This is a genomic window from Capnocytophaga sp. oral taxon 323 (assembly GCF_001278825.1).
In the GTDB taxonomy this organism is placed as follows: Bacteria; Bacteroidota; Bacteroidia; order Flavobacteriales; family Flavobacteriaceae; genus Capnocytophaga; species Capnocytophaga ochracea.
On sequence record NZ_CP012589.1, the window covers coordinates 236,166 to 261,776 of the forward strand.

At 39.0% G+C, this 25,611-nt stretch carries 25 protein-coding genes; 12 read left to right on the top strand and 13 right to left on the bottom strand.

Features of this window, described 5'->3' with window-relative positions; translation table 11 throughout:
- Nucleotides 1–6: 6 nt before the first annotated feature.
- The 6 genes from AM608_RS01055 to AM608_RS12215 all read right to left on the bottom strand — a co-directional run bounded on the left by AM608_RS01055 (nt 7) and on the right by AM608_RS12215 (nt 3,903).
- A complete protein-coding gene (locus AM608_RS01055; protein WP_002671464.1) occupies nt 7–498 on the bottom strand; it encodes a F0F1 ATP synthase subunit B in 492 nt (163 codons plus the stop codon).
- Nucleotides 499–653: 155 nt separating this feature from the next.
- Nucleotides 654–854, bottom strand: coding sequence for an ATP synthase F0 subunit C (gene atpE, locus AM608_RS01060; protein ID WP_002671466.1), 201 nt, complete (start codon nt 852–854; stop codon nt 654–656).
- 54 nt (nt 855–908) lie between these two features.
- Complete coding sequence (gene atpB / locus AM608_RS01065) at nt 909–1,976, bottom strand: F0F1 ATP synthase subunit A (protein ID WP_009411910.1); 1,068 nt, start codon at nt 1,974–1,976, stop codon at nt 909–911.
- A 162-nt stretch (nt 1,977–2,138) separates the two neighbouring features.
- Nucleotides 2,139–2,657 carry an adenine phosphoribosyltransferase gene (locus AM608_RS01070; protein ID WP_053580476.1) on the bottom strand — a complete coding sequence of 173 codons (519 nt, stop codon included), beginning with the start codon at nt 2,655–2,657 and terminating at the stop codon, nt 2,139–2,141.
- 15 nt (nt 2,658–2,672) lie between these two features.
- Complete coding sequence (gene ctlX, locus AM608_RS01075; RefSeq protein ID WP_053580477.1) at nt 2,673–3,605, bottom strand: citrulline utilization hydrolase CtlX; 933 nt, start codon at nt 3,603–3,605, stop codon at nt 2,673–2,675.
- Nucleotides 3,606–3,768: 163 nt separating this feature from the next.
- On the bottom strand, nt 3,769–3,903 hold the full coding sequence (locus AM608_RS12215) for a hypothetical protein (protein WP_371179196.1): 135 nt from the start codon (nt 3,901–3,903) through the stop codon (nt 3,769–3,771).
- 463 nt (nt 3,904–4,366) lie between these two features.
- On the opposite strand from AM608_RS12215, the gene AM608_RS01080 reads away from it, so the two are divergent.
- Both AM608_RS01080 and AM608_RS01085 read left to right on the top strand, forming a co-directional pair.
- Nucleotides 4,367–5,074: a hypothetical protein gene (locus AM608_RS01080; protein ID WP_053580478.1), complete on the top strand. Its 708-nt coding sequence runs from the start codon at nt 4,367–4,369 to the stop codon at nt 5,072–5,074.
- Nucleotides 5,075–5,086: 12 nt separating this feature from the next.
- Nucleotides 5,087–5,986, top strand: a complete 900-nt coding sequence (locus AM608_RS01085) for a hypothetical protein (RefSeq protein ID WP_053580479.1) — start codon at nt 5,087–5,089, stop codon at nt 5,984–5,986.
- Nucleotides 5,987–6,071: 85 nt separating this feature from the next.
- Here the strand turns inward: AM608_RS01085 and AM608_RS01090 are convergent, their stop codons facing one another.
- From AM608_RS01090 to AM608_RS01100, 3 genes are all read right to left on the bottom strand, one after another.
- Complete coding sequence (locus AM608_RS01090) at nt 6,072–6,449, bottom strand: RidA family protein (RefSeq protein ID WP_015782777.1); 378 nt, start codon at nt 6,447–6,449, stop codon at nt 6,072–6,074.
- A gap of 21 nt (nt 6,450–6,470) precedes the next feature.
- The gene (locus AM608_RS01095) at nt 6,471–8,180 is read right to left on the bottom strand and encodes a M23 family metallopeptidase (protein WP_053580480.1); all 1,710 of its coding nucleotides are present in this window, start codon (nt 8,178–8,180) and stop codon (nt 6,471–6,473) included.
- Nucleotides 8,181–8,360: 180 nt separating this feature from the next.
- Nucleotides 8,361–9,068 (bottom strand): metal-dependent hydrolase, encoded by a 708-nt coding sequence (locus AM608_RS01100; protein ID WP_053580481.1) that lies wholly within the window; start codon nt 9,066–9,068, stop codon nt 8,361–8,363.
- Nucleotides 9,069–9,226: 158 nt separating this feature from the next.
- Between AM608_RS01100 and tsaD the strand changes: the two genes are divergently transcribed.
- Both tsaD and AM608_RS01110 read left to right on the top strand, forming a co-directional pair.
- On the top strand, nt 9,227–10,243 hold the full coding sequence (gene tsaD / locus AM608_RS01105; protein WP_053580482.1) for a tRNA (adenosine(37)-N6)-threonylcarbamoyltransferase complex transferase subunit TsaD: 1,017 nt from the start codon (nt 9,227–9,229) through the stop codon (nt 10,241–10,243).
- A 78-nt stretch (nt 10,244–10,321) separates the two neighbouring features.
- Nucleotides 10,322–11,104 carry a class I SAM-dependent methyltransferase gene (locus AM608_RS01110; protein WP_053580483.1) on the top strand — a complete coding sequence of 261 codons (783 nt, stop codon included), beginning with the start codon at nt 10,322–10,324 and terminating at the stop codon, nt 11,102–11,104.
- A 91-nt stretch (nt 11,105–11,195) separates the two neighbouring features.
- Here AM608_RS01110 and AM608_RS01115 read toward each other — a convergent pair whose 3' ends face one another.
- Nucleotides 11,196–11,840: a hypothetical protein gene (locus AM608_RS01115; RefSeq protein WP_053580484.1), complete on the bottom strand. Its 645-nt coding sequence runs from the start codon at nt 11,838–11,840 to the stop codon at nt 11,196–11,198.
- 99 nt (nt 11,841–11,939) lie between these two features.
- Here AM608_RS01115 and AM608_RS01120 point away from each other — a divergent pair, with 99 nt between their 5' ends.
- The 4 genes from AM608_RS01120 (at nt 11,940) to AM608_RS01135 (ending at nt 17,866) form a co-directional block, all read left to right on the top strand.
- On the top strand, nt 11,940–13,118 hold the full coding sequence (locus AM608_RS01120) for an aminopeptidase C (RefSeq protein WP_053580485.1): 1,179 nt from the start codon (nt 11,940–11,942) through the stop codon (nt 13,116–13,118).
- Nucleotides 13,119–13,206: 88 nt separating this feature from the next.
- Complete coding sequence (gene sucC / locus AM608_RS01125; protein ID WP_053580486.1) at nt 13,207–14,400, top strand: ADP-forming succinate--CoA ligase subunit beta; 1,194 nt, start codon at nt 13,207–13,209, stop codon at nt 14,398–14,400.
- A 154-nt stretch (nt 14,401–14,554) separates the two neighbouring features.
- A complete protein-coding gene (metE, locus tag AM608_RS01130) occupies nt 14,555–16,855 on the top strand; it encodes a 5-methyltetrahydropteroyltriglutamate--homocysteine S-methyltransferase (RefSeq protein WP_053580487.1) in 2,301 nt (766 codons plus the stop codon).
- Nucleotides 16,856–17,362: 507 nt separating this feature from the next.
- A complete protein-coding gene (locus AM608_RS01135) occupies nt 17,363–17,866 on the top strand; it encodes a lipocalin family protein (RefSeq protein ID WP_053580488.1) in 504 nt (167 codons plus the stop codon).
- A gap of 103 nt (nt 17,867–17,969) precedes the next feature.
- Here the strand turns inward: AM608_RS01135 and AM608_RS01140 are convergent, their stop codons facing one another.
- Nucleotides 17,970–18,530 carry a hypothetical protein gene (locus tag AM608_RS01140; protein ID WP_053580489.1) on the bottom strand — a complete coding sequence of 187 codons (561 nt, stop codon included), beginning with the start codon at nt 18,528–18,530 and terminating at the stop codon, nt 17,970–17,972.
- A 60-nt stretch (nt 18,531–18,590) separates the two neighbouring features.
- Complete coding sequence (locus tag AM608_RS01145; RefSeq protein ID WP_002671501.1) at nt 18,591–19,241, bottom strand: protein-L-isoaspartate(D-aspartate) O-methyltransferase; 651 nt, start codon at nt 19,239–19,241, stop codon at nt 18,591–18,593.
- 137 nt (nt 19,242–19,378) lie between these two features.
- Between AM608_RS01145 and AM608_RS01150 the strand changes: the two genes are divergently transcribed.
- Nucleotides 19,379–19,969 (top strand): hypothetical protein, encoded by a 591-nt coding sequence (locus tag AM608_RS01150; protein ID WP_002671504.1) that lies wholly within the window; start codon nt 19,379–19,381, stop codon nt 19,967–19,969.
- Nucleotides 19,970–19,980: 11 nt separating this feature from the next.
- Entirely contained in the window at nt 19,981–20,982 is a 1,002-nt protein-coding gene (locus AM608_RS01155; protein WP_053580490.1) for a Gfo/Idh/MocA family oxidoreductase, read from the top strand.
- A gap of 37 nt (nt 20,983–21,019) precedes the next feature.
- On the opposite strand, the gene AM608_RS01160 is transcribed toward AM608_RS01155, so the two are convergent.
- Complete coding sequence (locus AM608_RS01160; RefSeq protein WP_009411346.1) at nt 21,020–21,508, bottom strand: thioredoxin family protein; 489 nt, start codon at nt 21,506–21,508, stop codon at nt 21,020–21,022.
- 689 nt (nt 21,509–22,197) lie between these two features.
- On the opposite strand from AM608_RS01160, the gene AM608_RS01165 reads away from it, so the two are divergent.
- Nucleotides 22,198–24,969 carry a 2-oxoglutarate dehydrogenase E1 component gene (locus AM608_RS01165; protein WP_053581813.1) on the top strand — a complete coding sequence of 924 codons (2,772 nt, stop codon included), beginning with the start codon at nt 22,198–22,200 and terminating at the stop codon, nt 24,967–24,969.
- Nucleotides 24,970–24,994: 25 nt separating this feature from the next.
- Nucleotides 24,995–25,555 carry a TonB-dependent receptor plug domain-containing protein gene (locus tag AM608_RS01170; protein ID WP_053580491.1) on the top strand — a complete coding sequence of 187 codons (561 nt, stop codon included), beginning with the start codon at nt 24,995–24,997 and terminating at the stop codon, nt 25,553–25,555.
- The last annotated feature ends 56 nt before the right edge of the window (nt 25,556–25,611 follow it).

Below are 25,611 nucleotides of genomic sequence, written 5' to 3' on the forward strand. Positions count from 1 at the left end.
CCTATTTTAGTTTAATGTAACACCTTTTAGATAATCGTTGATGAGGGCAGTTTGTTTCTTCTCGTCTGAGAGTTCGCTCATCATCACTTTCTGAGCCATTTCAACAGAAAGAGCTGCCACTTGGTCTTTCAGCTGTGCCAAGGCTACTTTCTTCTCACTGTCAATCGCTTGTTGAGCTTGTTTGATAAGTTTTTCGCCTTCGCGTTGTGCTTCTTCTTTGGCTTCTGTTACTATTTTATCTTTAACATCTCTTGCCTCTTTCAAAATTACATCTCTCTCGGCACGTGCTTCAGCTAAAAGACGCTCATTATCGGCTTTGAGATTTGCCATTTGTTTTTGAGCTTCTTCAGCAGCTTCCAAAGCCTTATTGATAGAGTCTTCGCGTTGCTTTACCGCATTCATTATGGGCTTCCAAGCGTATTTTGCTAAGAGGAAAAGCAATATCAGAAATATGAGAGTATTCCAGAATAATAAACTTTCGGGGTGTGCTAAATTCATTTCTTTAGTTGTTATTTAGTCTTTAATAATATGATTATTTTATTCTCTTTTGTGTCCCTTTATGTAGGGATAAAAGGCAATTCACCATTAGTGGCATACGCCCTAATTTTATAAAACCGTTGTGTAACCAACCGTTGCACAACGGTTTTGTCGTCCTATTTTGCGATGAGTGCTACTACCACAGCAAAAAGGGCTACCCCTTCGATAAGTGCTGCAGCAATAATCATCACAGTTTGAATTTTTGAAGACACTTCGGGTTGGCGTGCTACTCCTTCAACAGCAGAAGCACCAATTTTACCAATACCGATTCCGGCTCCAATGGCTGCTAATCCAGCCCCAATTCCTGCTAAAACCATATATATAAAATTAATTAGTTACTTGTTAATTGTCAATTGTTAATTATCAATTGATTAGTGTTCTTCTTCCACTGCCTGTCCTATAAACAAAGCTGATAGCAATGTAAACACATAGGCTTGCAAAACAGCTACCAATAGCTCCAAGATACAGATAAACAAGGTAAAAACTATCGACACAGGCGATATATACACCGTTCCAAAGATGAAGATGAGTGAAATCAAGCTCAGTACAATGATGTGCCCTGCCGTCATATTGGCAAATAAACGTATCATCAAGGCAAAAGGCTTAGTAAAAACACTCAACATTTCAATAGGTATCATAATTGGTAATATCCAAGTAGGAACTCCTGGGGGAGCAAAAATATGCTTCCAATAGTGTTTGTTACTGCTAAATAAAGTGAGAATAAGGGTAAAGATAGCCAACATACCTGTGAAAAGAATATTGTTCGTTACCGTACCAGCAAACGGGAAAAACGGAATTAATCCGAAGAGGTTTCCTATCCAAATCAAGAAAAACACAGTAAGCAAATAAGGCATATACCTATTGTAGTACTTTTCGCCTATGTTAGGAATCGCTATCTCATCGCGCACAAAAAGCACTATAGGTTCTAAAACTCCTGTTAAGCCTTTAGGGGCTTTGGGGTTCTTCTTGTAAGAACGTGCCATATAGGTGAAGATGAGCACCATCAATACCGATACTAAAAGCAATGAAAACACGTTCTTAGTAATAGAAAAGTTTAACGGACGTGTATTGGTTACTTCTCCTTTCGCGTTGAAAGAGAGAGGTGTATCAGCATTTGCGTAGTAAATATCTTCTTTGTAGCGCACAAATCGCTGTCCGTCTTTATCTACTACTACCGTACCTTTGTTGTCGTGATGGAAGGCACTCGATAGGAAAGTCACTAATCCTTTATCGGTATAAAGAATGATAGGCAAGGGTAACGAATAAGTGTGCCCTTTATAATCAAACAAGTGAAAATCGTGTGAATCGTTGATGTGTTCATCAATCAAATCGTTGATTTGAAAAGGCTCTCCTTCCTCATTTTCAGTTGCAAAACCTTGTAGAGGAATGAGTGAGGTTACAAATAAAGTGATATATAGAATGTAATTCTTTATTTTCATTACTTGTTTTGTTTTTATTCGTGCAAATGTAGGAGTTTTTATTTAAGTGGCGAAATTATTTAACACATTTTTTTACTTAATATAATATAACCTACTGAAATACAGAAGTTATATTTTAGCAGTTGAAATTTAGGTTTCGCTCTAATTATTAACTTCTAATTCTTATAAAATGCTATACACAGGGTGTCCTTTGAGTTTCTCTCTGCCGTTCAGAAAATGGAGTTCCATCAAGAAATCTAGTTGTACAATATCGCCACCGAGGCGTTCTACAAGTTTTACTACCGCTTCAGCAGTACCACCGGTAGCGAGGATATCGTCGTGAATGAGGACTTTTTCACCTTTTATAATAGCGTCTGCGTGAATTTCCAATACGTCTTGCCCGTACTCCAAATCGTAGGTTTGTGAGAGTGTTTTATAAGGTAATTTCCCTTTTTTGCGTACTGGTACAAAGCCAGCCCCCAATCGTTGTGCAAGCAACATTCCGAAGAAGAAACCTCTACTTTCCATCCCCACTACTTTGTCTATTTTCTGTCCGTGCAGGTTCTCCACGAGCAAGTCGATTACATATTGCCCTGCTTTCACATCCATTAGCAATGGTGTAATATCTTTGAAGATAATTCCCTCTTTTGGAAAATCTTTAATATCTCTAATTTTACTTTTGATATATTCTTTTTTGTCCATTTTTTTACTTGTTACCTAATTACGTGGATTAAACACTTCTGCTAGCATACACCTCGCACTGCCTCCTCCACAAGTCTCAATAGTTTCTAAATTGCTGTGGAGTATCTGGGTATATTTCTCAATCGTCTGTATCTGTTGAGGGGTAAGGGCGTTATAAGCGGCATCACTCATCACCAAATAAGTACTGTCCTTACCCTGCACTTGTAGCATATTGCCTGCGTACTGACACATCTGCTCAGGGGTGATGCTGATAATCTCTTTCTTGTCTTCTTTTAGGTGATGCAAAAGGTTCTTGCGCTCACTTTTGTCGGTGATGGTATCTAAACACACCACCGCAAAATTTTCACCTAAAGCCATCATCACATTGGTATGATAGATAGGTACTTGCTTACCATCTACCTTTTGGTAAGCTTTGAAAATTACAGGCGTATACTCAAAATCTTCACAGAACTCAATAAATAGTTCCTCATCAGCGCGGGGCGAGAGCGCACAATAAGCCTTGCGATGCACGCGGTCGAGCACCATAGCTCCCGTACCTTCCAAGAAGATGTTTTCTTGCTCAGCATCAGTATAGTCATACACATTTTCGATGAGAAAACCTTCTTCCTCTACCTTGTCCAAAATATTCTCACGACGCTCACGACGCCGATTTTCAGCAAACATAGGGTAAATTGCTACGTTGCCATTTTGGTGAAAGGTAATCCAATTATTCGGAAATACCGAATCAGGAGTGTTTTGTTCGTAAATATCGTCTACGCCAATCACTTTTACTCCTACCTCACGCAGTTTATGCACAAAGGCATCAAACTCTTGTTGCGCTTGGCGATTGATTTCCTCGTTCTTCAAATCCATTTCCTCCTGGAAATAGTTGTTCACAACGGTTTCTTCGTTCATACGGAAGCGCACAGGGCGCACCATTAGTACAGTATTGGTAATTTGTTTTTTCATCAGTAAACAATGGTTAGCACTCAAAGCGACAAAAGTACAAAATAATCAGTAATTAACAATGAAGCAAGAAAAATTATTTTTTCAAAAACGCTACAATTCCTATTTTATCAAGCTCCATTTTAATTTCACCTTGCCTCTATTTTATCTTCCTCTTATCTTCACCTTATCTTCGTTCATTGTTCGTCTTTTGTTCGTTGTAGAGCCACTGTAGAGCCACTGTAGAGCCACTGTAGAGCCACTGTAGAGCCACTGTAGAGCCACTGTAGAGCCACTGTAGAGCCACTGTAGACCCACTCATTATACGTTTATCCTATAAGCTCTGTATAAGTTACCCCTAATTTCATCATTAATCATTAATCTCTTTGCTAGTGCGAGCTTGTAGCTCGTACCTAAAAAAATATGCACCAAAAAATTGTACAATTAAAAATTAGTTGTACATTTGTAGCGAATTTAAAAACCATTTTAACACTATTTAAAAGAAACAGAAAAACACTTACATAAAGACATAAATTAGCGTTTCGCTTTATAATTTCCTGTTATAGAAAACGACCATTTTTTAATGTTACGGGGAAAGTAAAAGTGGAAATGCCTGCGTTATAGCGTAGGCATTCCTTTTGCTTCGTAACATAGCCTTTGGTCGGGCTTCTATAACAAGCAAAGAGAGGAATGTTTACGCTTTTTTTATGCGCTTATATGAACAGAAAAGGCAGAATCCGAAAAGCCTGTAATAGAGTAGGAAAAATTTAAACTATTCAAAAAAAATGAAACACAAATTATTTTTAGTAGCTTTCATAGCTGGGTTTCTTGCAATCACAGCTTGTAAGAAAGATGAAAACAAAGGAGAAGAAGGGAAAACACTTAAAGTTTATCTTACCTATGGAGAATATGATAATCCTTTAGTGGGTAGGAAGATATATGCTTTTATTAACCCTGAAAAGGTAGCAGTTACTCTATTGGAACAAGATAAAGAAGGTACTATTGATGGTACAAGATCAATAAGGGGACAAAATATTACTGACAACACTGGTAGCTATATACTTTTTTCGAATTTAAAAGTTGGGTATACATACATAATAATAACTAAAAATAATAGTTGCCTAAGAAATACTAAGGAGAAAAATAAAGTAAAAATAGAACCATATCATAATACTTTAGTATATAATGTTGAATTCTATCAGGAATCAAATATTATTGTCAATAATTTCTTAGGGAAAGAAGTTTATTATACAATTGACAAGCCTGAATACGAAGGTATTGATGACCAAAATATGTGGTTCTCAAATAGTAGTAGGCAAATAACAATTAAACCCAAAGTTTATGACAATAATCAAATCTCTTCATTGGATAGCTATTATAAACATACTTTAATGCTTTATGATTCACCAAATGATACTATTCAACTTGTGAAAACTATAAACTTTGAAGTAAGAGAAGGTTGTGAACCTACTATAATTAATTTAAAACCATAAAACCCAAATATAATGAAAAGAAAAATCATTTTAACTGTATTTTTAATGTTGAATCTCGGTTTTGCAGTAGCTCAAGCTAAAAACTCTAGGAAAGAGTATACCGCTGTAGATAACCACACCTATAAAAAAGGGGAAACATTAGCTTTCGGTGTGCCAGCAAGAGGTACTCAGTACGAAAATATCTTTATCAATGATATTATAACCACTGGTGACTATATTTCTATGTTCACGGGAGGTTCTGTTGAAAAGAAAAGTTCGGACAATGCTACTAAAGAACAACTTTCTGCTTTAGGTAATAAGGCTACTATTAAATATTTTGCTAATGGTATAGAGAATAATAAGTTGGTAGTTCTAAAATTAGATAATAAGAAAGAGATAAGAGCTTTCTTTGATAAGGCTTTACAAAACGGTGAAATTAAATCACAAGCCCAAGACTTTCAAACTACCGCTGATAAAATCTTTGCCGATGCTACAAGAGGTAAAGGTGATGGCAATGGTACTGTAAAGAGTTTTTCACCTAAGTTTGATGTAAAGATCCTTTCAGTAGTAGGAGACAAAAAGGCTCAAACCGTAACTGTAAATCTCTTGATTTCTCATAAATTAGTGCATCAAAAGGTATGCTTTAATGAAGATTCTAGCCATCTTTGGTATAATGCTAAAGCATACGATTTTGAAGGTAATACATATCTATCTAAAGAAGTAGGTATTGGAAGTGACAGAAACTCTTATTATGCTTGTAATACAGTTCCTACTGAAGTGCCTGTAAAAGCTTTTGTAACTTTTAAACAAATATTACCAAGTGTTAAAGGTTTGAAATTTGCTTCCATATTAACAAAGTTTGGTCCTACTGATGGTTGGGATCGTGAAGTGACATATCTTGAACTCTCAGACCTCGTAATAGATTGGAAGTAATAAATCATCTAATAGTAGAATTACACAAAATCCCCGCAAAACTTATTGCAAGTCTTGCGGGGATTTTTGTCTCTACACAGCATCACTACAATACAGCAATGCAAGAAATCTCTACTTCTACGGATTTAGGCAATTGTGCTACTTGTACGGTTTCGCGTGCAGGTGCTGTTGCCTCGTTGAAATAGCGTGCATATACGCCATTTACTTGCGCAAATTGCCCCATATCAGCTAAGAAAATAGTAGTTTTCACTACATTCTCAAAAGTAGCTCCTGCCTCGGTAAGGATAGCTTTGAGGTTTTCCATTACTTGTTTGGTAGCGGCTTCTATGCCTTTCACTACTTCTCCTGTTGCAGGATTTACCGGTATTTGTCCTGATACGTAGAGAGTGTTGCCAGCTTTCACGGCTTGTGTGTAAGGACCAATGGGCGCTGGCGCTTTTTCTGTAAAAATGATATGTTTCATATAGCTATTAGTTATTAGTCGTTAATTGTTTGTCGTTAGTTTTGTAAAGTTGGCTTTCAGAGTTCCTACGTTGCCTACTCTGTCTTTTGCGTTTACAATAAGTTCGTATCTATTGGTTTGGGTAGTATCAATATCGCTGAAATGAAAGGTAAGGCATCGGTTTTTAGGTTCATATTCAAAGAGAATCCACTGCCCATTTAGGGTGGCAGAACAAGATTCAAATCCGGTAAGATTATCGCTTACTAAAATTTTGAGAGTATTACCTTTCACAATGCCTCCGTTCCTAAAATTCACAGCTTTAAGAGTGGGCGGAATAGTATCCTTACGTAAATAAAACTTTCCTAAGTTACGCGATTTGGCTGTAAACACACCATCTTTATAGACCGTTGGTTCATAGCCCCCGTTCGAACGAGCTATAAATACCTTAGAAGTATCTTCATTGGCATAAGTATCACTTTTGATAGTTACAGTAAAGAACTTTTGAGCAGGAATGAACGAACTACCTACGGTTAAAGTATCTTTAGTGCTAGTAATATTCATCAAATAGTCTTTATAAAAAGTATCTTCGGGGAAGTATACACTTCCGTATTCCATTTCGTAAAAATTATCACGAGTAGCAACTAGTTGCTTATTGCCTTTAGGTTCTGGTCGAGCTGTTTTTAAAGGCTCTCGTTTGCCTTCTATGGGAATATTGATTTTAGTAGTATTCCCTTTAAAATCTTCTGCAATAATAGATACGGTGTATTGTTTACCTTCTTCAATAGTAAGATAACCTTTATTAGGTTTTAAGGTAGGATATACTGATTCGAGTTTGTTGTTAGGCAATTTGTACAAAAGCTGTACAAACCCTTTGTGTTGTGCATATCGTTCGTAGTCTATAAGTGCATTAAGATAACGCGTTTCGTCATAGTTTACTTTATCAAAGACAGTTTCTAACTGGGTCTCTCCGTTGAGAAGTAAACTCACCTTGTAAATACCATTGCGGTGCATTGTTTCATCTTGACGGTCATAGCCCAAAATACCAAAACCTATGGTGCCAATCGCATTAACTTTTTCGGTGAGGTAAGTGCCGTCTATCTGTTTATTTTTATTGAGCTGACGTGGTAACTGAGTGTTATCTATTTGTGCGTCATCACTTAGTGAATAAGCATATACAAGCAATACATCAGGAGGAGTGGTGTCTTGTATTTCTTGAAAACCAAAAAGCAGAGGATTCCAACCGTTATTGTGAATATCGCGTACCTCAAAATGCAAGTGAGGACCTCTACTTCCGCCTGTATTACCACTGAGAGCTATCCAATCGCCTTTTTTTACGACAAATTGTTTTTCGGGAAGAAGTATATCGATATCATAGCTTTGCTTTTCGTATTGTTTTTGCTTTACGTAAGCTTCTATTTCAGGAGCGTACTTTTGTAAATGCCCATAAGTAGTTACATAACCATTGGGGTGAGTAATAAACAACATTTTGCCATAACTGTAAGGACTTACTTTGATACGAGACACATAGCCATCTTCGGCAGCAAACACCTGCAATCCTTCACGACCTTCGGTTTTTAGGTCGATGCCACCGTGAAAGTGGTTGGGACGCAATTCAGCGAAATTACCTGCGAGCAAAGGTTTAGTGTTGAGAGGCATTGCGACCTGGAAAGACTGAGCTTCTAAGGTAGGAGGTAAGAGGTAAGAGGTAAAAAGTAAAAGATTGGATAATAAGCAAGCGATAAGTTTTTTCATTGTTTCCGTTTAAAATATTTTGCTTTTGTAAAAACGGCGCAAAAGTAAGAATAATTTGTTAATTAGCCAATTTGTAGATTAGTAAATTAACAATTTTTTGTTAGTGATTAGATATTTAGGTATGAAAAAAAACTTTGCCAAAGTTCTATGGCTTTAGCAAAGTTCGTGTGATAAGATTTCTTAAAGCGTGCTGATGTTCAAATCTTCTAAATCAAGAGTAGCACCTATTTCTAAGAGGTGTAAGCGACGGTGGTCGTCTTTGAATTTGCGTTTAGCCGCTTCTTTATCAATTTTAATTACAGGGAAGGTGTCGTAATGCACACCTAACACATTGCCTACCTCTACAAAACGAGCCGCTGTAAGAGCATCGCGTACGCCCATTGTATAGTTGTTGCCGATAGGAAAAATACCCAAGTTCACGCGATATTGATGAGGGATAATCTTCATATCGTAATGCAAGGCGGTATCTCCTGAAATGTAGATAGTATCATCGTTGTAATCAATCAAGAAACCAGCAGGATTACCTCCATAAGAGCCATCGGGGAAAGAAGACGAGTGTTCTGCCTTAATCATCTTTATTTTTACCTTTCCATCTACAAAACGGTGAGAACCCCCGAGGTTCATAGCGTGACCACTAAGCCCTAATTTCTCAAAATGAGCGAGAATCTCGGGATTGGTAATCAGTTGAGCACCTGTTCGTTTGGCAATAGCTCCTACATCGGCAATGTGGTCGCCGTGGGCGTGAGTGATGAGTATATAATCCGCTTTGATCGTATTGATATCGATATGCGAAGCCAAAGGGTTAGGTGTAATAAATGGGTCGACGAGGAAATGAGTGCCATCAATGTCTATATTCACGCAAGCGTGACCTAAGTAAGTTACTTTCATAGTGTTTTATTTATTTGTTGTTTAAGGCTACAAATGTATAGATAAAAAACGAATAAAGCAAATAAATTTCAGTTTTTATTTTAACGCCCATTTCACAACCAAGTAGAATTTTTAAAATTAGTAAATAATCCTTACTTTTGCATTTTAAACTGAAAAGAATGAAAAATACCTATATATTAGCTATAGAATCTTCTTGCGATGATACTTCAGCTTCAGTGCTTTGCAATGATAAAGTGCTTTCTAATGAGGTGGCAAATCAAGAGGTGCATAAACAATACGGCGGGGTAGTGCCCGAATTGGCTTCACGTGCTCACCTGCAAAACATAGTACCCGTAGTGGCTCAAGCACTCAAAAAAGCAGGGATAACCAAAGAAGAACTTTCGGCTATTGCCTTTACCAGAGGGCCTGGATTAATGGGCTCGTTGCTCGTGGGGACTTCATTTGCTAAATCGATGGCAATGGGACTGAATATCCCGCTCATTGAAGTGAACCACATGCAGGCACATATTTTGGCACATTTTATAGAGGAAGGTCAGCCTAAACCCGAGTTCCCTTTTCTCGCAATGACCATTAGCGGAGGGCATACCCAAATTGTGAAGGTGAACAGCTTTTTTGATATGGAGGTGTTGGGCGAAACCCTTGACGATGCAGTAGGGGAGGCGTTCGACAAGACCGCTAAAATATTAGGACTGCCTTACCCTGGAGGACCTCTCATTGATAAATACGCCCAAGAGGGCAACCCTAAAGCCTTCAGTTTTTCTAAGCCTAAAATATCAGGTCTTAACTTCAGTTTTTCGGGACTTAAAACAAGTATTCTCTACTTTATACAGAAAAACACTGAAGAAAATCCTAATTTCATAACTGAACATTTAGCTGATATTTGCGCTTCAGTACAACACACGATTGTAGAAATACTGATGAGCAAACTCAAAAAAGCTGTAAAAGAAACAGGTATCAAGCAAGTGGCTATTGGGGGAGGGGTATCGGCTAATTCGGGTATTCGCAATGCCCTCACAGCTTTAGGAAAGCAGTACGGTTGGCAAACCTTTGTACCTAAATTTCAGTATTGTACCGATAATGCAGCGATGATAGGTATCGTAGGGTATCACAAGTTTTTGGAAAGGAATTTTGTAGCACAAGAAGTAACTGCCCAAGCGCGACTTTCTTTTGATTAGCAGATTTGTTAATTTATTTTGAAACATTCAAAATAAATTCGTACTTTTGTCTCCTAAATTATAAAAACCATTGAAACGATGAAGACAGAAACATCATTAAATGAAAAACAAGGGCACTGGATTCTCGCCAAGCTCGGCAAGAAAGTGTTGCGCCCAGGAGGAAGAGTACTCAGCGAATGGTTAGTAAAAAACTTAGAGATTACCTCCAAAGATGATATTGTAGAGTTTGCCCCAGGCTTAGGATTTACGGCTAATATAGCCTGTTCTTACAAGCCTTTCAGCTATACGGGAGTAGATATGAATGAGGCAGCCGCAGCTTTGGCTAAAAAGAATATTCACTATGAAAATGCACGTGTGATTGTAGCTGATGCCGCAGCTTCTACACTTCCTGATGCTTTTGCTAATAAAGTGTATGGAGAGGCAATGCTCACTATGCAACCTCTTGAACACAAAAAAGCTATTATTGCAGAGGCTTTTAGGATACTCAAACCAGGAGGTTATTACGCTATTCACGAATTAGGCTTACAGCCAGACAATGTGAGCGACGAGGTGAAAAACGATGTTTTTAAAGAACTAAGTGCCAATATACGTGTACACGCACGCCCTATGACCCCCAGTGAGTGGAAAACTCTTTTTGAAGAGCAAGGTTTTAAGGTGGTGAAAGAACAGCACAACGCAATGCTCCTACTTGAAAACAAGCGTGTATGGCAAGATGAAGGGATATTCCGCACGCTTAAATTCTTCTTCAATCTCTTTACCCACCCCGATTTGCGCAAACGCGTGATGAATATGAAGAAAACGTTTAGAAAACACCAAAAGAACTTAGATGCTATTGCTCTTGTTGTTCAAAAACCCCTTTAAACGATTTTACAAAAAAGCTCATATCTTTATAGGAAATCTCCTATAAAAATATGAGCTAAAAAAAGTAACAAATAAAAATAATTCTTCTCTTTTATTGGTCTTTTACAATTACGAGTTGTGCTTTTGATCCTGTTGCTAAATCCCAACGGTTGCGTATAATGGTGTTGCCTTTGTCGTCCAGCACCATAAACTCGGCAGTATTAGGCCCCGATTCGCCTTGGTTGAGTGCCAAAAACTCTACTTTGTTGAAACCTGGTTTTAATTCTACTTTAAAACCTCTGAACTCTCCAAGGAGAAAAATGTCGCGAACTTCTTCTATTCCATTCACATATAAACTCACTCGATCGCCATCAATAGCAGCGAAGTCGCGACAATATACATTTACAAACTTCCCATTATTGGTGAAGTCACCAAAAAACTGATCGCCTTTAGGTGCTTCATAATCTTCTTGCTTATGGTCGTTGAGTACCTCATAATTAGGTTTAAACTCTACTTTGCGCTGTACCAAATTGCTCTTTCCCGTAAAATCAATGCTTTTTTCGGGCATCTTCATCCAAGGGTTCTCCTCTTTTTTAGGAGCTACCCGCAGATTGATAGGCGTTCCCTTATACTCTAACTCAGGTGATTTCTCTAACGGAATGACAACCTTATTATCTTTCTTTTGTATTTCAAAAGGTTGACCCTGAGCAGCTAAGCATCCTAATAAAAGTGATATGTACAAGCATAAATATTTCATAATGTTTGAGCATTTACTTTTTTATAGCGATAACTATGCCAAATTTGCTATTCTGCTAATTCTTTCATACCTTTGCGCTTCATTATTAAGTATTCTTTTATGAAAAACATTACATTATTTGTAGCACTATCTTCCTTTTTTATAGGAACTGCACAGGACGACCTTATCAAATCGGTAGCTGGTAACCACTCAGAAAACGCTGGTTTTAAGTTTACTACCGTTATCAACCTCGAACGCACCGACGTGAAAGACCAAGGTAGTAGCGGCACTTGCTGGAGCTATGCAGGGGCTTCGTTTATAGAAAGTGAAATGAAACGTATGGGCAAAAATCCTATTGACCTTGCCGAAATCTTCACTGCTCGCAATTGCTATATCGAAAAAGCTAAACAATATGTGCGTATGCACGGCAATTTAGATTACGGACAAGGAGGTGAACTCCACGATGTAATCAATATGTACGCCAAATATGGTGCTGTACCTCAAAATGTTTATACAGGCTTGCACTATGGTACTACTCGCAATGATTTTGGTGAACTGCACGCTATCCTACAAGGCTTTTTAAAAGGAATGATAAGAAATGGTGAAAAGAAGAAAAAACTCACTCCTAATTGGTTACCTGCTTTCACAGCGACCATCGATGCCTATTTAGGTGCAGTACCCGAAAGTTTTATGTATGAAGGCAAAAAATATACTCCTCAGAGCTTTGCTAAAGAGCGCGTAGGTATCAATCCTGCCGACTATATAGAAATGGTATCGTATGCCGACCAACCTAAATACCAAAACGTATTTATGGCAGTACCCGATAACTGGAGCTTTGATTATGCTTACAATATCGCAATGACCGACCTTACAAAAACCATTGACAACGCTCTTAAAAAAGGTTATACTGTAGCGTGGGCAGCCGATGTGAGTGAGCGTTATTTCAGTTGGAAAAACGGAGTGGCTTTTGTGCCTGAAAAAGAAGTGAGTGAGATGAGTAACGAGGAAGCCTTGTATCTTTTTTCTAATCCTCCTACTGCCGAGAGAACCATCACCCCCGAGATGCGTCAGCGTGATTTTGACAACTATCAAACTACCGATGACCACGCAATGCACATCGTAGGGCTTGCCAAAGACCAAAACGGACGTGAGTACTACATCGTGAAAAACTCTTGGGGCTTGCGCAACGATTATGAAGGCTACTTGTATGTAACTAAAGCCTTTGTAGAGTTCAAAACAACTGCCATTATGCTTCACAAAGGCGGAGTGCCGAAAGAGGTACTTTCAGGTAAGAGATAAGAAGTTAACACTAAAAATTGTTCATTATTTATTGCTAATTAATAAATTGTTTTGTATCTTTGCCAAATAGTTACCAAATCATTCTCGTATGAACTTACACGAATACCAAGGAAAGGAAATCCTTTCGAGTTTTGGGGTGCGCGTACAACGTGGCATTGTTGCTCACACCCCCACCGAAGCCGTAGAGGCAGCCAAACAACTCACCGAAGCCACTAATACTCAGTGGTACGTGGTAAAAGCACAAGTACACGCTGGAGGGCGTGGAAAAGGCGGAGGCATTAAGTTAGCTAAAGGTTTAGACCAAGTAGAGCCTATAGCTTCTCAAATTATAGGTATGCAACTCGTTACCCCTCAAACGCCCCCCTCAGGGAAAAAAGTACATCAAGTGCTCATCGCCGAAGATGTATATTATCCTGGAGAAAGCGAGCCTAAAGAGTTCTATATGTCGGTACTATTGAACCGTGCCAAAGGTAAAAATATGATTATGTATTCTACCGAAGGAGGAATGGATATTGAGGCAGTTGCCGAAAAAACGCCGCACCTTATCTTCACCGAAGAAATCGACCCTACCGTAGGGCTCTTACCTTTCCAAGCTCGCCAGATTGCTTTCAACTTAGGCGTTACGGGTGAGGCTCAAAAAGAAATGGTGAAGTTCGTAACAGCACTCTACAATGCTTATGTGTCTTCTGATGCCAGTTTGTTTGAAATTAACCCTGTTCTAAAAACTTCTGACAATAAGATAATGGCAGTAGATGCCAAAGTAACTCTTGATGACAATGCGCTTTTCCGTCACCCTGAGTATGCGGCTTATCGCGATACACGAGAGGAAAACCCAGTAGAAGTAGAAGCTAAAGCGGTAGGGCTCAACTATGTTGCTCTTGATGGTAACGTGGGCTGTATGGTAAATGGTGCAGGCTTAGCAATGGCTACGATGGACTTGATCAAACAAGCGGGTGGTTCACCTGCTAACTTCCTTGATGTAGGAGGTACCGCCGATGCCAAACGCGTAGAAGCTGCTTTCCGTATTATCCTCAAAGACCCTAATGTAAAGGCTATCCTTATCAATATCTTTGGTGGTATTGTGCGTTGCGACCGTGTAGCACAAGGGGTAGTAGATGCCTACCAAAATATGGGCGATGCTATCAAAGTGCCTATCATAGTGCGCTTGCAGGGTACGAATGCCGAGCTTGCTAAAGAAATATTAGACAATTCAGGCTTAGCGGTTCACTCAGCAATCCTCTTCCAAGAAGCCGCCGATAAAGTAAAAGAAGTATTACAATAAACAACAGATAATATTTTTAGCTTTTCTGTTTTGAAGTTTATTCTTAGGAAAATATTCTAAATTCATATCGGTACACAAATTTTATTATTAAAAATTTGTGTACCGATATTATTTTTCATATCTTTGCGCCCAATTAAAATTTCAATAAAAATATATGAAATCAAACGTATTAGGTTATCCTCGTATCGGTGAAAAACGAGAACTTAAAAAAGCCAATGAGTCTTTCTGGGCTGGTAAAATATCAGAAGAAGAACTCTTAGCTGTGGCTGAAAATATTCGTGTACATAACTGGACACTACAAAAAGAAGCAGGAGTAGATTTGATTCCTTCTAACGACTTCTCTCTTTATGACCAAATGCTTGACTTTTCGTTTACAGTAAGCACTATTCCTGAGCGTTTTGCACCAATTAAACATTTGCGTGATTTAGAACGTTATTACGCTTTGGCACGTGGCTATCAAAAAGATGGTATCGATATTACTGCAATGGAAATGACCAAATGGTTTGATACCAACTATCACTATATCGTACCCGAGTTTACCAAAGACCAATCTTTCAAAATTCTTGTAAACAAACCTTTGCAAGAGTATAACTTGGCTAAAAAACACGGTTTCGACACTAAACCTGTACTTATCGGCTTGGTAACTTACTTGCTTCTCGGTAAAGAAAAAGAACAAGGTTTCCACCGTTTAGACTTGGCTGAACGTCTATTGCCTGTGTACGTACAAATCGTACGAAGTTTAGTAGATGCAGGTGCTAAAACTATTCAAATAGATGAGCCTTACTTAGCTCTCGACCTTCCTAAAGGTGCTGCCGATGTATACAAAAAAGTATATACCGAGCTAAGAAGCAAATTCCCTACTACCGAATTTATCCTCACTACCTACTTCGGAGCATTGGATAATAATACCGAATTAGCTGTATCATTGCCTTTCAATGTATTGCACATCGATTTAGTGCGCGCAGCAGCTCAGCTTGACAAAGTGCTCAAAGCTCTTCCTGCCGATAAAAAACTATCGCTTGGAGTAGTAGATGGACGTAATATTTGGAAAAATAACTTCGAACATTCATTAGCATTGATTGAGAAAGCTAAAGAAGCTATCGGTGCTGATCGCCTATTGATAGCTACTTCTTGCTCATTATTGCACTCTCCTTGCAACCTCGAACTCGAAAACAACGAGAAAGTGCTTACCCCTGAAATCAAACAATGGTTGGCTTTTGCTAAACAAAAAGTAAAAGAAGTAACTACTTTGCAAGCCCTTGCTACAGGTCACATAACTCCTGAGGTAAAAGCCGTTTTTGAAGAAAACAAAAAAGCAGCTGAAACACGTAAAACTTCACCGCTTATCCACGACAACAAAGTTAAAGAGCGCGTGAACAACATCACAGCCAAAGACGATGTGCGCCATAGTCCGTTCAACGAGCGTAAAGTAGCACAACACAAAGCGTTAAACTTACCTCTTTTCCCTACAACTACTATTGGGTCATTCCCTCAAACCGACGAGGTACGCAGCTGGCGTGCTCGTTTCAAAAAAGGAGAACTCACTCAAGCTGAATACGACAAGTTATTGGAAAAAGAAATTGAAGAGTCTATTCGTTTCCAAGAAGATGCCAATATCGATGTTCTCGTACACGGCGAATTTGAGCGCAACGATATGGTGGAATACTTTGGTGAATTGCTCAAAGGTTACACCTTCACCAAATTCGGTTGGGTACAAAGTTACGGTTCACGTTGCGTAAAACCACCGATTATCTTTGGTGATATTTCTCGTCCTGAACCAATGACTGTACGCTGGAGTAAATACGCACAATCGCTTACCAAATTGCCCGTAAAAGGTATGCTTACAGGGCCTGTAACTATCTTGCAATGGTCGTTTGTACGCGATGACCAACCGCGTTCTGAAACTTGTTTGCAGATAGCTTTAGCAATCCGCGATGAAGTAGTAGACCTCGAAAAAGCGGGCATCAAAGTTATTCAGATTGACGAACCAGCTATCCGCGAAGGTTTGCCATTGCGCAAGAGCGAGTGGAAAGCCTACTTCGATTGGGCAATCAAAGCATTTCGCATTTCAGCCTCAGGTGTGAAAGACGAAACTCAAATCCACACCCATATGTGCTATTCCGAGTTCAACGATATGATTGAAGCTATCGCCGATATGGACGCCGATGTGATTACCATAGAGTGCTCTCGCTCACAAATGGAACTCCTCGATGTTTTTGGCGACTTCAAATATCCTAACGAAATAGGACCTGGGGTATACGATATTCACTCACCACGCGTACCTTCACAAGAAGAAATGACCAACTTGATGAAGAAAGCCATTTCGGTAGTGCCAAAAGAGCAATTGTGGGTAAACCCCGACTGCGGACTCAAAACGCGCCACTGGCCAGAAACCAAAGCAGCTCTCCACGCAATGGTGGATACCGCTAAAGAACTTCGCAATCTTTACAAATAAGAAATAAGAAGTAATAAATAAAAAAAGCAATGTGCAAGAAAAAGCACATTGCTTTTTTGTTGCTTCACATACTTTGGCAAAGTTTTAAACTTTGCCAAAGTTGATAACACAATATTTTTGTCAAAAATACTCTTTTATTTTGCAGGAATGATATTTTTTTTGTACATTTGCCTCATCAAACCAAAATAACTATTATAAGAAGTACTAACTTGTATAGTTTTTAAAACATATTATAAAATAACATATAGCGTTTCGCTTTACAGTTTCCTAATTTCTGAAAACGACCAATTTTTCAATGTTACAAGGAAAGTGAAAGTGGAAATGCCTGCGGTTACGTGGGCATTCCTTTTGCTTTGTAACATAGCCTTTGGTCGGGCTTCAGAAATTGAGCAATAAGGAATGTTCCCACGTTTTTTATTGCTTTATTATAGCGAAACCTACCTAAAAGGCGGTAACCGAAAAGCCTGAACAGAGTAGGTATAAACTTAATTTTATGTAACAATAGCAATGAAAAACAAAAACAAAAACGTAGCGTGGGCGACTTTTTGCACTGCTACACAGGTAGTAGCCATTATGGCAGTAATTTTAGTAACCCTTATCGCTTGTGGTAAAAGCGACAGCGGGGGAAGTGTAGAAAACAAGAACTTAATTGGCACTTGGAAGTTAGAAAGTATGACTATTGATGGAAAGAATGTAGAGGATATTGTTTTTGACGATGGTGAAAAGATATCTAAAGCCTCTAAAAAATGCCTTTATCGTAGATCTTTCACTTTCTTAGAAAAAGAAGGGGTATTCTCTAATTGTGCGCTTGATACTTTAAAAAACAACGAATGTAAGTGTGAATCTATTTCATTTATTTACACTGTCTCAGGCAATACTATAGTTTTAAAATCAACTACTGGAGAAGCAGAATCTATGTCTATAGTAGGGAATAAACTTACTCTTAGTGCTTCAGGAGAAGATGAAAAAGGTAAAAAGCATACTTTAGTAGAAACCTATGTAAAGCAGTAAACTTCCCGTATCATTACCCTTAGAAACTTATTTAAGGAACAAAAAGAGCAAAACGTTAAGTCGCTTTGCTCTTTTTTAATCTGCTAACTCCAAAAATCTTAACTTACTCTGTTGTAGTTTTTTCAGGTAATTCATTATGTTCTTCGCGTCTAAATACAAAAGTATCGTAGTAAGTATTGAAAAACTGTACAAACATAACCGCACCTTGTCGGTCTTTGTAAACTTCTACTAACAAATCCCCATCTTTATCAGGAGCTATGCGTATTCTATCAATATCCACTCCTAAATAAATAGGAATAAACGGATAGATTCTAAACCTATTATAGCGTTGCCAAAAGTTCTTTTTCTGTTTGCCTTTGAAGCCAGCCCTCATCGTAACGGTTTTTGTACTATCCTTTACTTTTTGGTAACTCACATAAAGCGAATCGGCTTTTACTTGCAATTTGAATTTACTTGAAGATTGTGCTTTTTCTTGGTATTCTTTGGGCAGTAGCGGAAAGAACAAGGGTGCTTGCTTTTCTATAGGTTCAGAATACACATAATACGTTCCTTCATTAAGGATCTTAATAGCAGCTTCATCCATAGGAGCTGTCATTTTAGGGCGCTGTACTGTTTTACACGAAAACAGCAATAACGATAGTAAAACAAAAGCAATGGTTCTCATATAAATTATTATTAATCATTCACTACTAATCACTCACCATTAATCATTAATCATTAATCATCAGTTTCTCTCTTTTAGCATCGGTACAAACTGAAAAGTCCCGTGCGTAGTCTTGTGAAATTCTTTTTCCGATATGCGTTCGTAAAGCGTCATTGTTTGAGTTTCTTCTCCTATCGGAATTACTAAACGTCCTCCTACCGCCAATTGTGCAAGCAACGCTTTCGGCACATAAGGAGCGCCTGCCGTTACCAAAATACGGTCAAAAGGCGCTTCGTTAGGAATCCCTTTATAACCGTCGCCAAAGTACATATGCACAGTACGATTCATTAGTTTGGGAAGTAGTTTTTGTGTTTGCTTAAAGAGTTTCTGTTGTCGCTCAATAGTGTAAAGCTGTACCCCTAAATATAGCAGTACGCTAGCTTGATAGCCACTGCCCGTACCTATCTCCAATACTTTTTGTCGAGGTGATACTTGTAGCAATTCCGTTTGGAAAGCTACGGTATAAGGTTGAGAGATAGTTTGTCCTTCCTCTATCGGGAAAGCCTTATCTTGGTAAGCGTGGTCTTCAAAACTGCTATCCATAAACAAGTGGCGTGGTATCGTGCGAATAGCCTCCAATACACGCTTGTCCTTTATGCCTTTTTCTCTCAATAAATCAGCTAATTGATTCCGTAAACCTTTGTGTTTTAATGTGTCTTTCAGCGGTAGCATCTTCTTGTATTTTCGGGTACAAAATTCAACCTTTTTTTTCAACTAAAAAAGTATTTGTGTTATTTTTTTGCTAAAAAGTTGATTAGTTTAAAAATTATTTATACTTTTGTGGCGGAAAAAACTAAATTAGGAAAGAGATGAAGCGTTTAAAACGTAACTTGCATTTCATCTTTGTCTTCCTTTTAGCTACGGCTTGCAGAGTGAGCGATACCTCCTCTGAAGCCACTCAAGTAGTGAAAGTTGAAGATAGATATGAAATGACACTACCTAACTCTCTTACCAGCCAAAATAATCTTTATGAAGAAGCCTCTCTGCAATATGGCAACGGTAAGTCCGAGCTTTTTGTTGCAGTAATCGATGAAGACCGCAAGGAGCTTAATGAGGTACTTTACCAAGTGTTAAAGGACTCTTTGCATATTAAAAACAAAAAAGCCTTTGTTAAATCCTTCGGATTAAAGGACTATTTTAGCATCTGCAAAAAAGGTTGGGCAGAAGCCAAGATGATGCGCCCTACTGATAAACAAATTACCGAAACTACCATTAATAAATATCCTGCTGTAGTAGTTGAAACTACCGAAACCGTCAATGGTATCGGAGTCTTTTACGTGGTGGCTATTGTCGAAACTAAAAAGACCTACTACCAAGTTTTTACCTGGACGTTAGCTAGCAAAAAAGAAAAGAATTACCAGCAGATGAAGGACATTATCAATTCCCTAAAAGAATTATAAATACTTATCTAATGACTATTAATGTAGCCCTTGCCAGCTTTGGTATGAGTGGACGGGTATTTCATGCCCCTTTCATAGCACAACACCCACAGTATCACCTCTATGCGATAGTAGAACGCCATCGTTCCGATTCGCACGCTCTATATCCTGGCGCTAAACTCTATCGCTCAGTAAACGAAATGCTACAAGACCCTGCGATAGATTTGGTAGTGGTCAATACCCCCGTGCAAACCCATTATGAGTACGCCAAAGAAGCGTTATTAGCAAATAAGAATGTATTGGTTGAAAAGCCTTTTACGGTTACTGTCGAGCAGGCTGAAGAACTCAATACATTGGCTACAAAACAAGGCAAGTTGCTTTCCGTTTACCAAAATAGGCGTTATGATGGCGATTATTTAAAGGTAAAAGAAATAGTAAACAGTGGTGTACTGGGCGAACTTAAAGAAGTAGAAATCCGCTTCGACCGTTTCCGAAGTGAAATTAGTGTCAAGGCTCATAAGGAAACTCCCGAACGTGGGGGAGGGGCTCTCTACGATTTAGGAGCACATCTCATAGACCAAGCGCTCCAGCTATTCGGTACTCCTAAAAACGTGTATGCCGATTTGGGTTACCTTCGCAAAGGTACTCAAACCGACGATTATTTTGAACTGATTTTCTTTTACGAAAACGAACTACGCGTCCGCCTTAAATCCACTACCTATGCTTTGGAACGCCAATGGGAGTACACCTTGCACGGCACTAAGGGTTCCTTTCTTCAACAGCGGTTCGACGGACAAGAAAATGCCTTAGTAGCGGGCACTATCCCTTCAGCCTCTCAGTGGCTACCTTCTGTTACCGAGCCTAATGGCATTCTCCATACACTTGAAAAACGTTTGTTTACCACTGCACAACACGGTAACTATTGGCTTTTTTACAACGACCTTTACCAAGCTTTAACAGGCAAAGGTGCTAATCCCGTACCTGCCACTCAAGCCGTTGAAATTATCAAAATTATTAGTCAATTTAGCCAATAACACAATCTGCTAATTCTCTAATTTTCTAATTTGCAAATTATAACCTTCCTTGCAAGAATTTCTTTACTTTCTTCACGTCATACCCCTTCCCCGATTCTAAATCTTCACTTTTTTGAGTGAAAAGCACATCTCCTTTTTCGTTCAGAATCAAAAAAGAGGGATAACCATATTGTGCGCCAGGGTTTCCATACTTTTTAAAAGCCTTTTCATTCTTGTTTTCAGGTGAGAAGTTTAGGTGATAAAAAATATATTTCTTATCCAAAATACTTTTCAGTTCAGGCGTAGTAGTCACCAAATGGTTAAAGCGCAAGCACCACACACACCAATTCCCACCTATTTGCACCAACACTTTTTTGTGTTCTTTTTTAGCTTGTTTTAGCAGTTGTGTAATACGTGCATCACCGTCTTCCTCAGGGTGATAAGGTTGTTCATAACCAGCGCGTTCTTTACTTATTTCCTCGCTGTTTTGAGACCAAAGAGCAGTACCTCCCCAGCAGAGGAGTGCTATAAAAAAGTATTTCTTCATAAAAACCAAATCTTTTGAAAATATATAATTACAAAAAAAGTGCCAAGATACTTCAAGAGCTACATTGAGGCTGTTCTAAAAGTCTTAAATTGCATTTGCGTCGCTACACTTTGCCAAAGTTGCCTGTGTGGCTCGCACCTTTGGAAAAGTTGATTACATTGATAATCAATTTCTTTTAGTTACATTGTAGGGGCGATTGGCAAATTGCCTTCACAATAAACATTACTAAATTTCCTCTTTTCAATAGATTTTATCTATCATAAATGGCTCTTATAAACATCTAATATATAGGTTATTAATAGCGTTCCTTCGTCTTTTGTTCGTCTTTTGTTCGTCTTAGCTTCGTCTTAGGTTCGCTTTAGCTTCGGTCAAACTCCCTCCAAAATGGCTTTTTTTTCCTCATTTCTCATAGATAATATCTATATAAAGAAAACTATCCGCTTAATGAGTTGATATTTTTAAATATCATAACTATTTTGTAGTTTCAATTTTTATTGATTTTTAAGATTTTCATAAGGTTAGATATTCCTTTTTTATTCTGAATTCTCATTTGCTAATTTTCTAATTGGCTAATTCCCAAATTACTAATACATTATCTTAAAAATATTTCATAAAAAGTATGGTTATTCCAAAACAAAACATTACCTTTGCCTATCATTAATGAAAAATAAACGAAACAATTGCTTTTTATGGATAAGTATTCTTTTTTGAATGCCGCAAGTACGGCTTATTTTGGCGATTTATACGATAAATATCTCGAAAACCCCGATGCGGTAGAACCCAGTTGGCGCGCTTTCTTTCAAGGCTTCGATTTTGCTCAAGAGCAATACGGCACTCCGGTAGAAGAAGCGGTACCCGTAATGGTACAACAAGTGGTGGGTAACGAAAACCCTGCGCTTTCCGAAACTGTCAAGAAAGAGTTTGCCGTGCTTAACCTCATCAATGGGTATCGCACTTACGGTCACTTATTCGCACAAATTAATCCGCTACGTCCTCGTGAGCCATATACACCTACTTTGGCTATCGAAAACTACGGGCTTACGACGGATGACCTCAATACTACCTTCGATGCTGCCCGTGAAATAGGCTTAGCTCCCTCGCCTTTAAGTGCAATTATTGAGGCGTTGAATACTACTTATTGTAAGTCGATAGGGGTAGAATATCAGTATATTCACAATCCCCAAGAGCGCGATTGGTTCACCAAACGATTACAGCAAAATCACAATAAACCTCAGTTTTCTAAGGAAGAAAAACTGCAAATCCTTAACAAACTTAATGAAGCCACTTCTTTTGAGAACTTCCTTCATACTAAGTATGTAGGTCAAAAACGCTTTTCGCTTGAAGGCAACGATGCGCTCATCGCAGGTCTCGACTTTATGGTGGAAGCTGCTGCCGAGCAAGGCGTAAAACACGTAGTACTCGGTATGGCGCACCGTGGGCGATTAAATGTATTAGCCAATGTGTTCGGCAAGAATCCAAAGGATATCTTTTCCGAGTTCGACGGTAAGGATTACGAAATGGACGATTGGTTCGACGGTGATGTAAAATACCACTTGGGTATCACCACCCAACGCACTACTCGTGCCGGAAAAAACGTAGATATGAATTTGGTTCCTAACCCTTCGCACCTCGAAGCTGTAAATGCAGTTGTGGGAGGTATTACTCGTGCGAAACAAGACCGTTATTGTCAAGGGAATTTCCGACAAGCCTTGCCTATCATTATTCACGGTGATGCTGCTGTGTCAGGGCAGGGTATCGTCTACGAAACAGTGCAGATGTGTGGCTTGAGAGGCTTTACCAACGCGGGTACCGTGCATATAGTGATTAACAACCAAGTAGGGTTTACTGCTAATTTTGCCGACTCGCGTTCGTCGTTGTACTGTACCGATATTGCAAAGATGAACGATTCGCCTGTGCTTCACGTAAATGCCGACGATGCCGAAGCCGTAGTGCGCACTTTTCTCTTGGCAATCGATTACCGCCAAGCCTTTGGCAAAGACGTGTATATCAATCTCTTTGGCTATCGTAAATACGGTCATAATGAAGGCGATGAACCGCGTTTTACACAACCTCTTTTGTACAAAATTATAAGTAAGCACGACAATCCCCGCAATATTTACGCACAGAAGCTAATCGAAGAAGGGCTCATACAGCAAAGTTATGTTGCCGAGATAGAGAATGCTTATAAAGCTACTCTTGATGCCGACCTCGAAGCATCTCGTCGCGAACCACTTACGATATTAAAGCCTTTTATGCAAACCGAATGGCAAGGCTTTGAAATAGCGTCGCCAAAACAAATGTTACAAAAGGTAGATACGACTATTAGCAAACGAAAACTCGACGAAATAGCTGCTGTACTTACTGAATTGCCTGCCGATAAACCTTTTATCAGTAAGGTGAAGAAGATTGTAGCCGACCGTAAAGAAGCGTATGCACACAACCATATCGATTGGGGAATGGCAGAGCTCTTGGCGTATGGTTCACTCCTTACTGAGGGCTACGATGTACGTATTACTGGGGAAGATGTGCAACGCGGTACGTTCTCACACCGTCACGCTGTGCTCAAAACAGAAGATACCGAAGAAGAAATATGCTTCTTGCAAGACCTCAAAGCCAAACAATTGGCAACAGGTACTTTCCATATCTACAATTCGTTGTTATCCGAATATGGAGTCTTGGGCTATGAGTACGGCTATGCAATGGCAAGTCCGCGCACGCTCACCATATGGGAAGCACAGTTCGGCGACTTCTCCAATGGCGCACAAATAATGATTGACCAGTATATCTGTTGTGGTGAAGACAAATGGAAAGTGCAAGACGGATTGGTAATGTTACTCCCTCACGGTTATGAAGGACAAGGAGCTGAGCACTCTTCAGCACGCATAGAACGCTATTTGCAACTCTGTGCTGAGAACAATATGTATGTAGCCAATTGTACTACCCCCGCTAACTTTTTCCACCTATTACGTCGCCAAATGAAGACTACCTTCCGTAAGCCGTTGGTAATATTCACTCCTAAAAGCTTATTGCGTCACCCCCAAGTGATTTCAACTGTGGAAGACTTAGCTGGTGGACAGTTCCAAGAGGTGTTAGACGACCCTCTCGTTAAAGCTCAAAAAGTAAAACGCGTAGTATTTTGCTCTGGTCGCTATTACTACGACCTCTATGCCGAACGCGAAAAACTTGGCAGAGACGATATAGCCTTAGTGCGCATCGAGCAGCTGTTCCCGCTACCGCTAACACAGCTCAAAACCATTATAGCGAAGTACAAACACGCCACCGACTTTATTTGGGCGCAAGAAGAACCTAAAAATATGGGCGCTTATGGTTATATGTTAATGAATTTCGATTTGGTAAAATGGCATTATGTAGGTACTCCCGCCTATGCAGCCCCTGCTTCTGGTAGCCATACTCGTGACCGCAAACGCCACAACGAAGCTATCGCAGCTGTATTTGAATAATAAAAAACTAAAAATACCAATTGATATGAAACGAATTATTACATTACTATTGCTGATAACCACTTATGCACTATCAGCGCAAAAAACAGTTACCAAAATTGTGTCACGAGAGCAGAATTCACCCTTGCTCGTGGTGAATGGCGTTCTGATAGACGATAACAAGATAGGTAGTATCTTTTTAAACGCAATTGATCCTAATGATATTGAGAATATCAACGTACTTAAAAGCGCACTTAAAGATCCTTCTGCTACTGTTTTATGTAGCAGTAAAGCCGAAAAAGGAGTGGTTATCATTACGTTGAAGAAAAGCAAAGACACTTCTAAGAAAGATAACCTATCAGGAATAGAAAATCCTAACAAAGATTTTCCTCTGGTTATTGTCAATGATGTAGAGTTTTCAGATCCTGAAGTAGGAAAGCTTTTTATGAACAATGTCAGCCCTAAAAGAGTAGAGAGTATCGTAGTGCTAAAAGACAAAAAAGCTACTGAAAAATACGGTGAGAAAGCTAAAAACGGAGTGATTTTAGTTACTCTAAAAGGAAATCCTGAAAAGTTAGATATACCACCTTATGAACCTAAATCGTAGTACGACGAGCAACTCGTCGCAAACTTTGGTAAAGTTCAACCCCTATGGGGAACGGA

Excerpts from the sequence above, each read along its gene's own strand:
- AM608_RS01055 (WP_002671464.1), bottom strand. The coding sequence starts at position 498 with ATGAATTTAGCACACCCCGAAAGTTTATTATTCTGGAATACTCTCATA.
- atpE (WP_002671466.1), bottom strand. The coding sequence starts at position 854 with ATGGTTTTAGCAGGAATTGGGGCTGGATTAGCAGCCATTGGAGCCGGA.
- atpB (WP_009411910.1), bottom strand. The coding sequence starts at position 1,976 with ATGAAAATAAAGAATTACATTCTATATATCACTTTATTTGTAACCTCA.
- AM608_RS01070 (WP_053580476.1), bottom strand. The coding sequence starts at position 2,657 with ATGGACAAAAAAGAATATATCAAAAGTAAAATTAGAGATATTAAAGAT.
- ctlX (WP_053580477.1), bottom strand. The coding sequence starts at position 3,605 with ATGAAAAAACAAATTACCAATACTGTACTAATGGTGCGCCCTGTGCGC.
- AM608_RS12215 (WP_371179196.1), bottom strand. The coding sequence starts at position 3,903 with ATGAGTGGGTCTACAGTGGCTCTACAGTGGCTCTACAGTGGCTCTACA.
- AM608_RS01080 (WP_053580478.1), top strand. The coding sequence starts at position 4,367 with ATGAAACACAAATTATTTTTAGTAGCTTTCATAGCTGGGTTTCTTGCA.
- AM608_RS01085 (WP_053580479.1), top strand. The coding sequence starts at position 5,087 with ATGAAAAGAAAAATCATTTTAACTGTATTTTTAATGTTGAATCTCGGT.
- AM608_RS01090 (WP_015782777.1), bottom strand. The coding sequence starts at position 6,449 with ATGAAACATATCATTTTTACAGAAAAAGCGCCAGCGCCCATTGGTCCT.
- AM608_RS01095 (WP_053580480.1), bottom strand. The coding sequence starts at position 8,180 with ATGAAAAAACTTATCGCTTGCTTATTATCCAATCTTTTACTTTTTACC.
- AM608_RS01100 (WP_053580481.1), bottom strand. The coding sequence starts at position 9,068 with ATGAAAGTAACTTACTTAGGTCACGCTTGCGTGAATATAGACATTGAT.
- tsaD (WP_053580482.1), top strand. The coding sequence starts at position 9,227 with ATGAAAAATACCTATATATTAGCTATAGAATCTTCTTGCGATGATACT.
- AM608_RS01110 (WP_053580483.1), top strand. The coding sequence starts at position 10,322 with ATGAAGACAGAAACATCATTAAATGAAAAACAAGGGCACTGGATTCTC.
- AM608_RS01115 (WP_053580484.1), bottom strand. The coding sequence starts at position 11,840 with ATGAAATATTTATGCTTGTACATATCACTTTTATTAGGATGCTTAGCT.
- AM608_RS01120 (WP_053580485.1), top strand. The coding sequence starts at position 11,940 with ATGAAAAACATTACATTATTTGTAGCACTATCTTCCTTTTTTATAGGA.
- sucC (WP_053580486.1), top strand. The coding sequence starts at position 13,207 with ATGAACTTACACGAATACCAAGGAAAGGAAATCCTTTCGAGTTTTGGG.
- metE (WP_053580487.1), top strand. The coding sequence starts at position 14,555 with ATGAAATCAAACGTATTAGGTTATCCTCGTATCGGTGAAAAACGAGAA.
- AM608_RS01135 (WP_053580488.1), top strand. The coding sequence starts at position 17,363 with ATGAAAAACAAAAACAAAAACGTAGCGTGGGCGACTTTTTGCACTGCT.
- AM608_RS01140 (WP_053580489.1), bottom strand. The coding sequence starts at position 18,530 with ATGAGAACCATTGCTTTTGTTTTACTATCGTTATTGCTGTTTTCGTGT.
- AM608_RS01145 (WP_002671501.1), bottom strand. The coding sequence starts at position 19,241 with ATGCTACCGCTGAAAGACACATTAAAACACAAAGGTTTACGGAATCAA.
- AM608_RS01150 (WP_002671504.1), top strand. The coding sequence starts at position 19,379 with ATGAAGCGTTTAAAACGTAACTTGCATTTCATCTTTGTCTTCCTTTTA.
- AM608_RS01155 (WP_053580490.1), top strand. The coding sequence starts at position 19,981 with ATGACTATTAATGTAGCCCTTGCCAGCTTTGGTATGAGTGGACGGGTA.
- AM608_RS01160 (WP_009411346.1), bottom strand. The coding sequence starts at position 21,508 with ATGAAGAAATACTTTTTTATAGCACTCCTCTGCTGGGGAGGTACTGCT.
- AM608_RS01165 (WP_053581813.1), top strand. The coding sequence starts at position 22,198 with ATGGATAAGTATTCTTTTTTGAATGCCGCAAGTACGGCTTATTTTGGC.
- AM608_RS01170 (WP_053580491.1), top strand. The coding sequence starts at position 24,995 with ATGAAACGAATTATTACATTACTATTGCTGATAACCACTTATGCACTA.